This is a genomic window from Mesorhizobium zhangyense, assembly GCF_011045115.1.
Taxonomy (GTDB): Bacteria; Pseudomonadota; Alphaproteobacteria; order Rhizobiales; family Rhizobiaceae; genus Mesorhizobium_M; species Mesorhizobium_M zhangyense.
In genome coordinates, this window is the sequence record NZ_JAAKZG010000002.1 from 647590 (window position 1) to 662542 (window position 14953).

General features: G+C 61.7%; 15 protein-coding genes. 8 read left to right on the top strand and 7 right to left on the bottom strand.

Annotated features, from left to right (window positions below; all coding sequences use genetic code 11):
* Positions 1-96 precede the first annotated feature (96 nt).
* Entirely contained in the window at positions 97-987 is an 891-nt protein-coding gene (locus tag G6N74_RS06670; protein WP_165115553.1) for a YicC/YloC family endoribonuclease, read from the top strand.
* A 6-nt stretch (positions 988-993) separates the two neighbouring features.
* Complete coding sequence (gmk, locus tag G6N74_RS06675) at positions 994-1638, top strand: guanylate kinase (protein ID WP_246245660.1); 645 nt, start codon at positions 994-996, stop codon at positions 1636-1638.
* A 15-nt stretch (positions 1639-1653) separates the two neighbouring features.
* Here gmk and G6N74_RS06680 read toward each other — a convergent pair whose 3' ends face one another.
* The 7 genes from G6N74_RS06680 to lptF form a co-directional block, all read right to left on the bottom strand.
* A complete protein-coding gene (locus G6N74_RS06680) occupies positions 1654-1980 on the bottom strand; it encodes an ASCH domain-containing protein (protein ID WP_312857839.1) in 327 nt (108 codons plus the stop codon).
* Between the two features lie 17 nt (positions 1981-1997).
* Positions 1998-2834, bottom strand: coding sequence for a 16S rRNA (adenine(1518)-N(6)/adenine(1519)-N(6))-dimethyltransferase RsmA (rsmA, locus tag G6N74_RS06685; protein ID WP_165115557.1), 837 nt, complete (start codon positions 2832-2834; stop codon positions 1998-2000).
* On the bottom strand, positions 2831-3835 hold the full coding sequence (pdxA, locus tag G6N74_RS06690; protein WP_205826545.1) for a 4-hydroxythreonine-4-phosphate dehydrogenase PdxA: 1005 nt from the start codon (positions 3833-3835) through the stop codon (positions 2831-2833). The genes rsmA and pdxA overlap by 4 nt, the downstream gene beginning before the upstream one ends.
* Before the next feature lie 30 nt (positions 3836-3865).
* Positions 3866-4804 (bottom strand): peptidylprolyl isomerase, encoded by a 939-nt coding sequence (locus G6N74_RS06695; protein ID WP_165115561.1) that lies wholly within the window; start codon positions 4802-4804, stop codon positions 3866-3868.
* Positions 4805-4901: 97 nt separating this feature from the next.
* On the bottom strand, positions 4902-7340 hold the full coding sequence (locus tag G6N74_RS06700) for an LPS-assembly protein LptD (protein ID WP_165115563.1): 2439 nt from the start codon (positions 7338-7340) through the stop codon (positions 4902-4904).
* The gene (gene lptG, locus G6N74_RS06705) at positions 7341-8429 is read right to left on the bottom strand and encodes an LPS export ABC transporter permease LptG (protein ID WP_312857844.1); all 1089 of its coding nucleotides are present in this window, start codon (positions 8427-8429) and stop codon (positions 7341-7343) included.
* A complete protein-coding gene (gene lptF / locus G6N74_RS06710) occupies positions 8426-9622 on the bottom strand; it encodes an LPS export ABC transporter permease LptF (protein WP_165115567.1) in 1197 nt (398 codons plus the stop codon). Before lptF ends, lptG begins: the two co-directional genes overlap by 4 nt.
* Positions 9623-10012: 390 nt before the next feature.
* Between lptF and G6N74_RS06715 the strand changes: the two genes are divergently transcribed.
* The 6 genes from G6N74_RS06715 (at position 10013) to G6N74_RS06740 (ending at position 14871) form a co-directional block, all read left to right on the top strand.
* A complete protein-coding gene (locus G6N74_RS06715; RefSeq protein ID WP_165115569.1) occupies positions 10013-11506 on the top strand; it encodes a leucyl aminopeptidase in 1494 nt (497 codons plus the stop codon).
* A gap of 3 nt (positions 11507-11509) precedes the next feature.
* Positions 11510-12061 (top strand): hypothetical protein, encoded by a 552-nt coding sequence (locus G6N74_RS06720; protein ID WP_165115571.1) that lies wholly within the window; start codon positions 11510-11512, stop codon positions 12059-12061.
* Between the two features lie 168 nt (positions 12062-12229).
* Positions 12230-13123, top strand: coding sequence for a sensor domain-containing diguanylate cyclase (locus G6N74_RS06725; RefSeq protein ID WP_165115573.1), 894 nt, complete (start codon positions 12230-12232; stop codon positions 13121-13123).
* A gap of 183 nt (positions 13124-13306) precedes the next feature.
* Entirely contained in the window at positions 13307-13780 is a 474-nt protein-coding gene (locus G6N74_RS06730) for a VOC family protein (RefSeq protein ID WP_312857845.1), read from the top strand.
* A 57-nt stretch (positions 13781-13837) separates the two neighbouring features.
* Complete coding sequence (locus G6N74_RS06735) at positions 13838-14287, top strand: DNA polymerase III subunit chi (protein ID WP_165115577.1); 450 nt, start codon at positions 13838-13840, stop codon at positions 14285-14287.
* 2 nt (positions 14288-14289) lie between these two features.
* On the top strand, positions 14290-14871 hold the full coding sequence (locus G6N74_RS06740) for a P-loop nucleotide/nucleoside kinase family protein (protein WP_312857846.1): 582 nt from the start codon (positions 14290-14292) through the stop codon (positions 14869-14871).
* Positions 14872-14953 lie beyond the last annotated feature (82 nt).

Here is a 14953-nt window from a genome sequence, read left to right on the forward strand (position 1 = left end):
TACACGGTAGTCAGTCTGTATCGGGCCGCTTGCCGGCCGCTGCATTTGCAGAAGCGGATTTCCGCGATTTGCCGTTGGGCACGGAAGGGGCGAGGGATGACATTGCAGAGCATGACGGGCTTTTCACGCGCTTCGGCCGAGCATGACGGCACGGCGATCGCCTGGGAACTGAAATCGGTGAACGGCAAGAGCGTCGAGGCCCGGTTCCGGCTGCCTCAGGGGTTCGAGAGGCTGGAGCAGCAGGCGCGCCAGGCGGTGCAGAAGCGCTTTTCGCGCGGCAATATGCAGGTGACGCTGACTGTCACCCGCGCTGCCGGTACGATGGTCCAGCCCGTCGTCAACGAAGCTTTTCTGAAGGACCTGGCAGGGCTGGCCAAGCGCCTGCAGGAGCAGTTCGGCGCGGCACCGCCAAGTGCCGATGGCCTGCTGGCCCTGCGCGGCGTGCTCGATATTCCTGAAACGACCGAGACGGAGGAGACGCGCGCCAGTCTCGATGCGGCGATCCTTGGTGCGCTTGATAAGGCGCTCACCGGGCTCGAGCAGGCGCGCCAGACGGAAGGGCAGGCGCTAGGCGACCTTCTGCGCGGCCATATCGATACGATAGAGGCGCTGACGCTCAAGGCCGAGGCCGATCCGTCGCGCGAGCCTGCCGTCATCCGCGCCCGGATCGCCGAACAGGTCGCGCTTCTGATGGATGCGGCGAGCAACCTCGACGAAGGCCGTCTGCATCAGGAAGCGGCGTTTCTGGCGACCAAGGCCGATATCCGCGAGGAGATCGACCGGCTCAAGACCCATGTTGCTTCGGGCAGGGCGCTGCTGTCGGGCGGGGGCTCCGTGGGCCGCAAGCTCGACTTCCTGGCACAGGAATTTAACCGCGAATCGAATACCTTATGCTCGAAAGCGAACGCCGCCGCTGTTACAGCCGTCGGGCTGGAGCTCAAGGCCGTCGTCGACCAGTTTCGCGAGCAGGTTCAAAATCTGGAGTAATGGCCTATGGCCGCTGAGACCAATATTCGCCGCCGTGGCCTCATGCTGGTGCTGTCGTCCCCCTCGGGGGCCGGCAAGTCGACCATAGCCCGCAATCTGCTGGAGAAAGACCCGGCACTTAGCCTGTCGGTCAGCGTCACGACACGCCCGCGCCGTGGCAGCGAAATCGACGGCGTGCATTACCATTTCGTGACGCAGCGTGAATTCGAGCGCCTGCGCGATTCCGATGCGCTGCTCGAATGGGCCGAGGTGCATGGCAATTACTACGCGACGCCGCGCGAGCCGGTCGAGGCGGCGATGGCGGAAGGCCGCGACATGCTGTTTGACATCGACTGGCAGGGCGCGCTTCAGCTCAAGGACAAGATGCGGGTCGATATCGTCTCGATCTTCATCCTGCCGCCGTCGATGACGGAACTGAAGGCACGGCTGAAGCGCCGCGCCGAAGACGCCGATGCGGCCATCGAAAAGCGCTTGCAGAATGCACGCGAAGAGATCGAGCATTGGAAGGAATACGATTTCGTCGTCGTCAATCACGACCTGAACCAGGCTTACGCCGAGGTAAGGGCGATCGTTGCAGCCGAGCGCCTGCGCCGCGACCGCCGGCCCGGCCTGTTCGATTTCATCTCGGGACTGCTGGACGAGAAATTGTAGTTTTACCAGTCGAAGTCATGCGGGAAAATCCGGACGCCCGGCGGTCTCGGCGGGCGTCAGGTGCTCGACGATCTGGACGACATCCGTCCATTCGATTTCCGGATAGTGCTCGCGCATGCCTTCCAGCATGACATCCTTCGGCCAATCTGCCTCGCGCCCGACAAAGGCGGCCGCCTGCGACAGCGGCAGGTCGGTGCAGCGGACGACCCAGACGATCGCCGTCTTCGTGGCTTCCCCGTCACAGACATAGCGCATATAGCCCGGTTCGATCCGGGTTTCTCGCCAGCGGATCGTACTGGTCTTCTGCCCGGTCTCGATCAGCGGGAAAAGGCGAGGGACCACGCCGAGGGCCTGCATCCTCAACCCTTGCGCGACACGGCATTCGCCAGTGCCACGAACTCGGCGATATCGAGCGTCTCGGCGCGGCGGGTGCCGTCGATGCCGGTCGCTTCCAGCAGGCGTGCGCCTTCGATGCCTTTCAGGCTCTGGCGCAGCATCTTGCGGCGCTGGCCGAAGGCGGCTTCGGTGACGCGGCCCAGCACGCGCACGTCGGCCGGCAGCGGGTTTTCGCGCGGGATGAGATGCACGACCGACGAGGTGACCTTCGGCGGCGGCGTGAACGCCTGCGGCGGCACGTCGAAGGCGATCCTGGCCTGCGTGCGCCAGCCGGCCAGAATGCTGAGGCGGCCATAGGCGTCGCTGTCGGGTGCGGCCACGATGCGCTGCGCCACCTCGCGCTGGAACATCAGCGTCATCGAGGAATAGAAGGGCGGCCATTGCGGCACGGTCAGCCAGCGGATCAGCAGTTCGGTGCCGATATTGTAGGGCAAATTGGCGACGATCTTGACCGGCTCGCCGCCGGCGAGTGCCGCAAAATCGGTCTTCAACGCATCGCCCGAAACGACTTCCAGCCGGCCGGGATAATGCGCCGAGACTTCGGCCAACGCCGCAAGGCAGCGCTCGTCGCGCTCGATCGCTATGACGCGCTTTGCGCCGTTCATCAGTAGCGCGCGGGTCAGGCCGCCGGGGCCGGGGCCGACTTCGATGACGGTCGTGGTGCTGAGATCGCCGGCGGTACGGGCGATCTTGCCGGTGAGATTGAGGTCGAGCAGAAAATTCTGGCCGAGCGATTTCTTGGCCTGAAGCTCATGCCGCTCGATGACATCGCGCAGCGGCGGCAGTCCGTCGAGCGTCATTTTGGGCGGCTTTCATTGTCGGCCAGCAGCCGGGCGAGCTTCAGCGCGGCGATCAGGCTGTCGGGGCGGGCTATGCCCTTGCCGGCGATGTCGAAGGCCGTGCCGTGGTCGGGCGAAGTGCGGATGAAGGGCAGGCCGAGCGTGACATTGACCGTCTCGTCGAATGCCAGCGCCTTGGCGGGGATCAACGCCTGATCGTGATACATGCAGATCGCCGCGTCATAGCTGGCGCGCGCGCGCGGGTGGAACATCGTGTCGGCCGGAAGCGGCCCGAAAGCGTCGATGCCGGCGCGGCGCAGGGCCTCGACCGCCGGACGGATGATCGCCTCGTCCTCGCCGCCCATGGCGCCGCCTTCGCCGGCATGCGGATTGAGGCCGGAGATAGCCAGCCGTGGCTTCGCAATGCCGAAACGCGCGGCAAGGTCATGCGCCGTGATGCGGGAAATCTTTTCGATGGCCGCCTGGGTGACTGCGCCCGGCACATCGGCCAGCGCAATGTGGATCGTCACCGGCACAGCGCGTAGATCCGGCCCGGCAAGCATCATGACGGGCGTGATCTCGCGGCCTTCCTTCAGTCCGGCGAGGTGGGCGAGGTACTCGGTGTGGCCGGGAAAGCGGAAGCCGGCATCGTAAAGCGGCTTCTTGGCAATGGGGCAGGTGACGACGGCTGCGGCTACTCCGGAATGGACATCGGCGACCGCGCGGTCGATGGCTTCGACGATGCCGGCTGCATTAGCGGCGTCAGCTAGGCCGGGAGCATCAGTGAAGCGCGCTTCGAGCGGCACGACGGGCAGGGCGCGCGAAAAGACGGCTGCCGCGTTTGGCGGCGTCGTTTCCTCGATCGGAACTTCGATGCCGAGATGCCGCGCGCGGGCAGCCAGCAAAGCGGGATCGGTCAGGAGGTAGAAGGGAGAAACGCTGTGCCCGTTGCGCGCCTGCCACGCAGCGATGGCGATCTCAGGGCCTATGCCCGAAGGATCGCCTGCCGTGAGCGCCAGCAATGGGGCGTCATTGCGTGGCTGCACAATGGATCAGCGCTCGACGATGCGGGCATTCTTCCGCAATTCGGCGATGTACTTCTTGTCGAGTTCGCCGGCCTGGTCGTCCTTCGAGCCTTCGGACTGGAACACCATCTTGGCAACGCGGTCGTCCGAGACTTCGCGCGAGCTGCAAACGCCGATGAATTCGACGCCGCGTTCCGTTTCACGCACGCCGGTGGCGCCGCCGGTCTTGGTTTTCTTGATCTGCTCGGCCCATTCGCCCGGCAGTTCAGGCGCGAGCACACGGCCGAGGTCGCGCACGGTCACGTCGAGCAGGCCCTTGGCGAACTGGCGGGTGCTGTCGCAGCCGCTGAAGCGGGCGCGCATGGCCTCGGCCTCGCGCTTGCGCTTGCCGATATTGCCGCGCTCTTTCGCCGGAACGACGAAGATGACCTGCTGAAGCATATACTCGGTGGCCGACGGCTTGTTGCCGCCCTGCTGGAGCATGCGCTGGACGACGTCCTGCTCGCTCATGCTGCCGCCCTGCGAGCGAAAGCGCGCTGAAAGCGCCTGGTTCCAGCCCATCTGGGTGCCGATGAACTGCTTGAAATGCTCCGCCGTCACACCGGCCTGCTGGAGAACGCCGGTGAGCTGCGCCGGCTTCATCTTGTTGGAGCTGGCAAAGCGGTTGTAGGCGTCTTCGATCTGCTGGTCCGTCACCTTGATGCCAAGGCGCTTCATTTCCGCCGTGCGCAGCGTCTGGTCGATCATCTCGTCGGCGGCGAGCTGGTTGAGATTGCCCTTGCGGTGCTGCAGCTTCATGAATGCCGCGCGCCGCTGAATATCATAGGTGGTGATCGGCACGTTGTTGACGACGTATTTGATCTCGCTGGCTTGCGCCGGCTGAATTGCCGCCGTCAAAGGCACGGAGCCCAGCGCGACAAACAACGCCAAACCGGTGGAAAGAAGATACTTCCTGATCGAAGTCATACCGTTCGATCCCCGTGCTAGATTTTCTTGCTGATTAGACATGATTTTGGATGCCCATCCTATGCGGCGAAACGATGACCGCCACATAGTATTGCCATTAATTCCCGAACTGACTGCTCTTCGTTCCGAAATCGCCGAGCGTGCGGAAAGATATATTGAAGCCGAACGTTCGTTCGTCCTCGCTGGCATTGACCGGATCGGTGACTTTACGCGGGTCCCTCTTTTCGCTCATCGTCAGCGTGTATGAGAAACACTCGTCGTCATAGGCGAAGCCGACTGCGTTGCGGGTGACTACGCCGGACTCGAAATCATAGGTTCCCGATCCGAATGCACGCCAGTTCTCATGGAACCGGACTGAGCTGCCGAGAGTGACTTCCTCACGGTCGGTGGAGAAACCGTAGAGCGGCTGGGCCTGGATGTAGGCATATTTGGCAGAGAGTGAAAACGGCCGGGACGTATAGCCGGCCTTGAATTCGGCGCGCCGGACTTCGAAGCTCTGTTCGTCCAGCCGCGCGCTGGCGGAAGCGGCAATACCGGTGGGTGTTGCAAAGCCGACGAGGCCGACGAAATCGGACTCGTCGGTTTCCAGGCCGGAATAGGCGCCGACATTAACCAGGTCGGGGGAGGTGAAGGGATTGCCCCCGGCAAGCTGGTACGACTGGCCGAACAAGGCGTTTGTCGTCCAGCCACTGTTGAAGCTGCCGGAATAGCGCATGCCGACATTGGCGCGTGTTCCGCCCTCGATGCGGTCGTAACCCGAGAACTTGTCGCGCTCGAACAGCGTGGTCGCATCGAAGACGAAGCTCTGTGCATCCTCGTTCGGTATGCCAAGCGTGTCGGAATAGGCCGCGTCGGGGCGGGCGAACACTTGCGCCATCGGCTCCAGCACATGGGAAGCGCTGCTGAACGAAAAAAGAACAGGCCAGCGCAATTCAAGTCCGGCCGTCGCCATCGCACGGTAATAGGCAGACTGAACATCAGCCTCGACCGGCGTCGGCAGCCGCCTGGCCATGCCTTCAATCGCCCTTACCGAGGCCGTGGTCTGATCGACAAAAGTACCGTCGGTCTGGAAGGCAAGCAGTGGCGTAACGACAAGCCCGCCTTCGGTGATGAAGGAGCGTTTCCATTCTGCTTCCGCCGTCAGCCGGCCCGAATTGCCTTCGATGCCGCGGACGAAAGGAGTAGCCAGCCGGGCATCGAGCTCCGACCGGTTGATCACGCGCGCATTGACGTCGAAATTCAGCTCGCCGCCGAAAACCGGCTCGTCGGGCGTATAGGAATAATCCAGCGACGGAAGCGCCCATGCTTCCTTGTCGTCGCGTGTGCTGGTCAAGCTATCTTCCTGAACGTCGAACTTCATCGCTCGAAGGTCGAAATAGTTCCGGTCATGCAAACCCGTGAGATAAATCTCGGAACGGCGGATGTATTCGTTGTAGCCGTCGATCGAATAGGTGCGGGCAAAATTCTTGTCCGACTGGAGAAGAACGTCCCAGCCGAAGCTCCAGCGCGGATTGATGTCAAACTTGCCGGTGGTTCCGACCATGCCACGGAATTTGTTCGGATCACGGTTGATGACATTTCCAGATCCATCGTATTCGCCGGGACCAGAGTCGACCGTAAACCGTTTGTTGTCGATAAACGCGTCCGGGTCGTTTTGATGGATGCCGGCGATCTTCAGGCTGTATTGGCCGTTGTTGAAACGCTGGTTCCATTCGGCCTGGCCGAGAAAACCCTGCTTGGTATAGCCGGTTCCGGTGACCGTGAGATCGTAGGTCGGCGACAGGGCGAAATAATAGGGGATGGAAAGGCCGAAGCCGCGCTCGGAATTCTGGCTTACGCTCGGAATCAGGAAGCCGCTCTTGCGCTTCACCGTCGGGTCGGCAATCTCGAAGGCTGGCAGATAGGCAATGGGAAAGCCGAAGAACTCGAATTTCGACTTCTCGAAGCGGACGACCTTGGTCTTGCCGTTCCAGATGATCTTCTGTGCCTTGATGCGCCAGATCGGGGCTTTGTCGGGCTTTTCCTCGCAAGGAGCGCAAGCGGTGTAGACGCCATTGTTGAAGGTCGTCAGCGTGCCTGATTTTCGTTCCCCGCTCTCGGCGGCGAAATAGGTCTTGTCGACGGTTTCGACGCGCAGGGCATTGATGAAACCATCGGCGAAATCGTCGGTGACGTCGATCTCTTCGGAATACATCTTGGTGCCGTCGCTATTGACGACCTCGACATTGCCGCTGGCAACCAGGCGCGAGCTCTTGCGATCATAGGCGACGCGCTGCGCGACGAGCCGGTTGCCGCCGTAATCGATCTGCACGCCGCCGACGGCGGTCACCGTATTGGCGTCGTTGTCGTAGACCAGCGTGTCGGCTTCCATCAGCATCTGCGAGCCGGCTGGAATGTTCGGCTTGAGGCTCTGGACGTCCTGCGCGAAGGCGGGCGCGGCGGGCAGGGCATAGGCGAACAGACAGGCAAGCGCCGTCGCACCACAAAGGCGCGTCAACGTCACCGATTTGCGCGCTGAAATCACCGCGACCCCCACCTAACCGTCCTCCCTGTACAGCAGGAAGGTCACCCCAAAAAACATTGCTACTATCACTGGAAGCCACGCTGCAACAAAAGGCGGAACGAATCCTGCGTTCCCAAACGCTTTGACCAGAACCGATACGACATAAAGCAGAAACCCGGCGACGACGCCACCCAGAATCATCGTCGAAGATTGCCCCATCCTTGCAAAACGCATCGAGACTGTCGCCGCGATGAGAGTCATCGCGACAAGAAGTAGCGGCATGGCCATAAGCGAATGGAATTGCATGGCAAAAGCGTTGGCGCTGAGTCCAAAGGAATGGGCCACCTTGATCTTTCCGGGAAGCTCATAAAACGGGATCGTTTCGGGCCGCGCCAGCCGCTCCTGAACGAATTCCGGCTTGAGATTCGTCGGCACCCGGTCGGTTTCCAGCGTTTCCAGGCGAACGCCTTCGCGGAAGCGCTTGACGTTCTGCAATTCCCAGTAGCCGTCGCGCAGGAAGGCGCGCTGCGCGTCCTTGCGCTCGATGATTTCGCCGTTCTTGTCGAGTTCGAAGAAAACCGCGTCCGAGAGTTCCAGGCCTTTGTTGAGGATGGCCCGCGCGCCGATGATCGTGTCGCTGTCGCCGGTCTTCTGGTGAATCCATGGGGCGGCGAAGGCCGAAACCTCGTTGGAGGCACCAGAGCGCAGATTGGTCTCGATGAATTCGGATCGCGACAGGCCGTAAGCCGCGAAAGGGTTGAGGACGCCGACGGTGAGGACGCCGAACAGCAGCGCGCCGATGCATGCCGGCAGCAGGAACTGCCAGGCCGAAATGCCCGCTGCCCGCGCTATCACCAGCTCATACTTGCGGTTGAGCGAAATCAGCGTCGCCATGGCGGCAAAGAGCGCCACGAAAGGCACCGTCTGCATCATGATCATCGGCACGCGGAGTGCCGAAACCGAAAGGGCGGTTAAGAAGGTGAAATTGGGCAGGCCGGAAACGCGGCTGGAAAATTCCGTGAAGTCGATGAGGAAGACCAGCGCATAAATGCCGAGGAAGAACCACATGGTTATCACGGCATAGCGGCTGAAGAAGTAGCGTCCCAGCGTCCAGCCCATTATGCGGACCCTCCGGCCAAACGACCTTTGAGGCGGAGCCAGAAGACCGACATGCGGTCGCCGGATTGCGATGCAAAGTCTGAAAGACGCTCGGCCCAGGTGATCGGAAGCTCCATTGTTCTGTTGCTTCTGATAAAGCCGATTGCCACGAGGGACGTTACGAGCGGCACAGCGTAGACAAGCGGACTGAACAGCGGATTGGACTGCGCCTGCTGGGTCACGAAAAAGCCGAGCCAGCGAACGAAAAGCGCAATCGTCACCGCCGTCATCAGCGGATGGATGCGGCTTTCGCGGTGCGAGCGCGCGTCGCCTGCAACCGCCAGCGCGATCAGTGCGAAGACGAGCGCGTAGAAGGATTCGGTGAAGCGGCGATGGATCTCGGCGCGGAACTGCTGCGGGCTGTTCTGGTACACCTTGTCGTTGGGATTAGGCTTGAAAAGATAGGGCAGCGTGCGATCCTTTGGGTACATCGTCACTTCACTGGCTGCCGCTGAAAATGCTGAAAGATCAAAAGCATAAGAGGTAAAGCGAATAACCGAGACGTCGCCGGCGGGCGTCTTCCTGTGAACCACGCCGTCGTTCATGATGAGCATGCTCTTGCCGTCCTGCTGAACGACCGCGCCCTTCTTGGCGTAGTAGACGAGATCGACATCCTTCTGGCGCGAATCGGCAACGAAGATGCCGCCGAGCCGCCCGTCGGGAAGACGCTCGCCTACCTGCACGAACAGACCGTCATCGACCTTGCGGAACGTGCCTTCCTGGATGACCAGCGACAACAGGTCAGCACGCGCGGCAGCCACGAGTTCGCGGCCGCGCTCACGGGCATAGGGGTCGACGCCGTTGTCGACGGCGAAGGAGAAGAGGCTGGCAAGAGCGGCGATGATGATGATCGGGCGCGTTATCGTAGAGCGTGAGCTTCCCGCGGCACTGATAACCACCAGTTCGGAATCGCTGTTCATCGTGCTCAGGGTCTGCGCCACCGCGATGATGAGCGCGAAAGGCACGACGATCGGGATGATCGACGGCAGGATCAGCGTTGCGATCTCGAAGAAGGTGAGGGCCGACTGGCCGCTGTCGGTGACGAGGTCGATGCGGGCGAGAACCTGCGTCGTCCATACGATCGCCAATGTCCACAGCAGGGCTGCCATGAACATCTCGAACGTACGTCGCATTATGTATCGTTCAACGACCTTCATTCGCCGCCAAATTCCATTGTTGTGGTCTTCTCATAGCGGCATGTGCCGACGCCGACGCCCGAATACAAGCTATCCGCGGCATCGTGGCTGCACAACCGGTTCGATCTGGTTCCCGTCCTGTCTCGCTTTTCCGGCATGGTGGAGTCTCGTCTGGGAGTGGCTAAGAAACAGCCAAGAAAGCTGGTTAATCGGATGTTAACGGCGAATCGGTGGCGTTCTTTAGCAGGCAAAAAGGCATTGATCGACGCCATCCTGCCTTGTGCTGGGGATGTCGCAAAAAGTTGAACAGGATCGGTTGCGCCTTGCTAAATGGGTCAAAACCGCGAAATGTCGGCGTTGGTATCCCGGAAACATCGCCTATCAGCACTCCTTACGAAAGCAGGCCTCTTCATGACTTCCATGCCCACCATCAGCTTTGCCAAATTCGCCGCCCCGAAGAAGGGCAGTGCGATCGTACTTGCCGCCGACGGCGGGACGATGAGCGATGCGGCCAGGGCCTGGGACCCGGGCAAGGCGTTCGATCGGGCGTTTCCGGTGGCCGATTTCTCCGGAAAGTTCGGCGCAACTGTCGAAGTCCTGGCACCTGAGGGCTCCCCGCTCGACCGCGTGGTCGCGGTCGGCACCGGCAAGGCGGCCGACCTCAATGATTATTCATGGTTCCGGCTCGGCGGCATCATCGCAGCGCAGCTGCGCAAGGCGTCCGAGGTCGCGGTGGTTGCAGATCTGCCCGAGACGGCTGTCGGCGGTGCGGAAGTGGCCAAGATCGCTGCCGGCATTCTGCTGAGGTCCTATGGCTTCGATAAATACAAGACGAAGAAGGATGATGGCGAAGGCAAGCCCGCCGCCAAGCCAGCCAAGATCACCATCCATTGCGCCGATCCGGCAGCCGCGAAGAAGGCTTTCGCCGACGCGCAGGCCGTCGTCGACGGCGTGATACTGGCGCGCGATCTCGTCAATGAGCCGGCCAATGTGCTTGGTCCGGTCGAATTCGCCGCCCACGCCAAGGAGCTCGAAAAACTCGGCGTCAAGGTCGAGGTGCTGACCGAGAAGGAAATGAAGAAGCTCGGCATGGGCGCGTTGCTGGGCGTGGCGCAAGGTTCCGTGCGCCCTCCGCGCCTGGTCGTGATGCAGTGGAACGGCGGCAAGGCCAAGGACAAGCCGGTCGCCTTCGTCGGCAAGGGCGTGGTGTTCGATTCGGGCGGCGTCTCGATCAAGCCTGCCGCCGGCATGGAAGACATGAAGGGCGACATGGGCGGGGCAGCAGCCGTCACCGGCCTGATGCACACGCTCGCAGCACGCAAGGCCAAGGTGAATGTCGTCGGCATCATCGGCTGCGTTGAAAACATGGTCGACGGCAACGCGCAGCGCCCCGGCGACATCGTGACCTCGATGTCGGGCCAGACCATCGAGGTGCTGAACACCGACGCGGAAGGCCGGCTCGTGCTGGCCGATGCGCTGTGGTACTGCAACGAGCGTTTCGAGCCCAAATTCATGGTCAATCTGGCGACCTTGACCGGCGCCGTCATGGTGGCGCTCGGGCAGGCTCATGCCGGTCTGTTCTCGAACAATGACGAGCTTGCCGAGCGACTGGCCGCTGCCGGCCTGACGACGCAGGAAAAGCTGTGGCGCCTGCCGCTGGGTGCCGAATACGACAAGCTGATCGATTCCAAGAACGCCGACATGAAGAATATCGGCGGCCGCTTCGGCGGCTCGATCACCGCCGCGCAGTTCCTGCAGCGCTTCGTCAAGGACACGCCCTGGGCGCATCTCGACATCGCCGGTACGGCGATGGGCTCGCCCTCCAACGAGATCAACCAGTCCTGGGGCTCAGGCTACGGCGTGCGCCTGCTCGACCAGCTCGTGCGCGACGCCTACGAGGGGTAGGACGTGATCGCGGCTGCCGCGCTGGGGCTAGGCGCGGTAGCAAGTTCTTGTTGGAATTCGCAAATGCGCAGAACGATTTTGTGGCTTGCCTTCGTCGCTTGCATCCCATGCGGCCATGCGCAGGCAAATCCATCTGCCATAACGCTCGATCAGCTTTTCAGTATCTGCGAGTCTCGATCCGTGTCCGAGGCCGTCTCGCAAGGTGATCGACTTGGCTGGCAGCGGTCGAGTGAAGCGCAACTGGACGACTGGCGCCAGAGCTTCGTGGGATACAATGGCGGCTCGGTGGAAGTCGTAGGCTGGCGCAGAGGAGAACCTGAGCGTGGCGACAGCCTCCAGTTCTGGGTTGCGGAAGGCCCGAACAGCCACAAGGCCTGCTACTATTCCGCATCCGATGCTGCCGGACTTCTGGACGCGCTTTCGCAACGTATTGGCAAGCCGGACAGCCTCGACAAGAACGAAGTGGTGATCTCGGCACATTGGAAAACCGGATCGACCGAAGTGTATTATTCACAGGCAGGGGCGGGAGCGCTCGTAAATATCTCGTCGCGCTAAGCCGATCGCGGGACCCAGATTGGGCCTTTAGAAAAATGAAAGGCTGCTGTGGCTACAACAATGACGGGAAGGCTGATTTGCAAATGAAATACGCGCCGTGTGCGAGTGCACATGCGGACGTTTTTATCGCAGGGGCCGTGTCGTCAGGTAGAGCGAGAAGTTAGTCCTGTGTTTACTCAGCAGCAGTTGACCTCAATCCTTTCGTCCCTTCCAGACCCCGCATTCATTCTCACGCGCAGCGGCCGCTATGCGGCTATATTTGGAGGCAAAGACCTCAGGCACTATCATGACGGCAGCGGGCTTGCCGGGCGTAGCATGTTTGAAGTGCTGAAAGAGGAGAAGGCGCGTTGGTTCGCCGCTGAAATTGAAAAGGCTTTGGAAAGCGGCGTACTCCATATCGTCGAATACGAACTCAGCGGCAGTGACGTGAAGGGAGCCGGCGACGGCCCTAGTAATGCCATCTGGTTCGAGGGCCGGGTTCAGGCGCTGAGCTTTCAGGTGGAAGGCGAGGACGCAGTCGTCTGGATAGCGAGCAATATCACCGAAAAGAACGAGGTTCAGCAAAAGCTGCGCCAACTGAGCGAGACGGACGCCCTGACGGGGCTATACAATCGCCGCAAGCTGCTTGAGACCCTGGATGACCGGCTGGCGGTCTTTGAACGGGAAAGGGCTCAGACTTCGGTGCTGGTCTTCGATCTCGACAATTTCAAACGCCTCAATGATGAGATGGGGCATCATGCAGGCGACGCGGCGCTGGTGGAAATAGCCCGCCTATGCCGCCAGCATCTGCGCAAAAGCGATGTGATCGCCCGTTTCGGCGGCGACGAGTTCGTGGTGGTGATGCCCGGCACCCATCGAAGCGATGCGATGGAAATCGCCGAGCAGTTGCGTAAACATGTTCCCATCGCCCTGAACGAAACCGTGCACTACGAATCCACGATCAGCGGCGGTGTTAGCGAATTCGGTCTGCCGGATCGCTTTTCCAGCGATATACTCACACGCGCCGATGCGGGCCTGTACCAGTCGAAACGGGCCGGTCGCAACCGCGTGTCGGCCCTGTAGACGCCATTGCGCTGACCACCAAAGGCGGACAGCGACGCCAAGGTAGCGATCCTTCGCGATAGCCCCGGCGAGACGGACGCTTTTAGGGGTGGAAAAAGGCTGCCGGTTGCCTATTTCGGAAGAGGGCGGATGGGAAACAAGGCCGAAGTCCTGGCTTCAAAGCGAGAGGAACACGCAATGGCAATCGCAAAGAACACGATTTGCGTCTGGTACGACAAGGACGCCGAGGCTGCCGCCCGTTTCTATTCCGAGACCTTTCCTGACAGCGCGGTGCATGCCGTGCATCGCGCACCCGGTGACCACCCGTCCGGCAAACAGGGCGATGTGTTGACTGTCGATTTCACGGTTGCGGGCATTCCTTGTCTCGGCCTCAACGGAGGGCCTATGTTCAAGCACAACGAAGCCTTCTCGTTCCAGATAGCCACCGACGATCAGGAGGAGACCGACCGCTACTGGAATGCCATCGTCGGCAATGGCGGCGAGGAGAGCGCGTGCGGCTGGTGCAAGGACAGATGGGGGATTTCCTGGCAGATCACGCCGCGCGTGCTGACCGACGCGATGGCGGCCGGCGGCGCCGAAGCAAAGCGCGCATTTGATGCGATGATGACCATGGGGAAAATCGACGTGGCGAAGATTGAGGCGGCGCGGCGCGGTTGAAGCTTTGTGGCGTCTTGCGACATTCCCATCCGCGCTGCGATCGCGTAGTTTCCCCGCATGGCTGAAGTTCTCTTTTATCACCTGACCGAATCGACGCTGGAAGACGCACTGCCCGGCCTGCTTGAAAAGAGCGTGCAGCGCGGCTGGCGGGCGGTCGTGCAGACCGGCACCGAGGAAAGGCGCGATGCGCTCGACGCGCATCTGTGGACGTTCCGCGACGATGCCTTCCTCGCCCACGCCACCGACCGCGAGGCTTTCCCGGAAGACCAGCCGGTTCTGTTGACGACCGACCTCGACAACCGCAACGATGCAAAGATCCGTTTTCTGGTCGACGGGGCATCGCCGCCTGACATCGCGCCTTACGAGCGCGCTGTGTTCATGTTCGACGGGCATGACGCAGCCCAGCTCGAGACCGCGCGGGAGCACTGGAAGACGATGAAGGCTGCCGGCCACGCCGTCACCTACTGGCAGCAGACGCCCGACCGGCGCTGGGAGCGCAAGGCTTGAGCGTGCAGGCATCCGAAGCAAAGGACGATTTTCCGGGGATCATCGTCATCACCGGCGGCATGGGCGCCGGCAAGTCGACGGTTGCGCAGGCGCTGGCCGAGAGATTGCCGAAAAGCGTGCATCTGCGCGGCGATCTTTTTCGCCGGCTGATCGTCAGCGGCCGGGTCGAAATGAGCCCCGACCCGGTGCCCGAAGCCGTGAACCAGCTGCGGCTGCGCTACGATCTCGCCTGGGATGTGGCCGCAAAATATGCCGAGGCCGGCTTCACCGTCGTCTATCAGGATGTGATTCTGGGCGAATTCCTCGGCTGGACGGTGGAGCGGCTGCAGGCCTATCGCCCGGCCGTCATCGTGCTTGATCCCTCAGCCGAGACGCTGACCGCCCGCGACAAGGGTCGCACCAAGAACATCTATGGCGATCCCGTCCATGGCTCGTGGACCGCTGAGATGATGCGGCAGGTGCTGCACGACCAGACGCCGCATATCGGCCTGTGGATCGACACCTCCGCGCAGAGCGTGGACGAGACCGTCGATGCGATTTTGGCTGGACTGAAGGGCGCGGGCACGGAGCGAAGCGCCGGCTAGTCGTCGAAGGCGTCCGGTTGCCGCCGATCCGCATGGACAGCCGGCCCCGCCGCGTGGCAGAGAATGCCCGTAACGGAGTTTT

Bases quoted from the DNA above. Each gene is read 5' to 3' on its own strand.
- G6N74_RS06670 (WP_165115553.1), top strand. From the start codon at position 97: ATGACATTGCAGAGCATGACGGGCTTTTCACGCGCTTCGGCCGAGCAT.
- gmk (WP_246245660.1), top strand. From the start codon at position 994: ATGGCCGCTGAGACCAATATTCGCCGCCGTGGCCTCATGCTGGTGCTG.
- rsmA (WP_165115557.1), bottom strand. From the start codon at position 2,834: ATGACGCTCGACGGACTGCCGCCGCTGCGCGATGTCATCGAGCGGCAT.
- G6N74_RS06695 (WP_165115561.1), bottom strand. From the start codon at position 4,804: ATGACTTCGATCAGGAAGTATCTTCTTTCCACCGGTTTGGCGTTGTTT.
- lptF (WP_165115567.1), bottom strand. From the start codon at position 9,622: ATGAAGGTCGTTGAACGATACATAATGCGACGTACGTTCGAGATGTTC.
- G6N74_RS06715 (WP_165115569.1), top strand. From the start codon at position 10,013: ATGACTTCCATGCCCACCATCAGCTTTGCCAAATTCGCCGCCCCGAAG.
- G6N74_RS06735 (WP_165115577.1), top strand. From the start codon at position 13,838: ATGGCTGAAGTTCTCTTTTATCACCTGACCGAATCGACGCTGGAAGAC.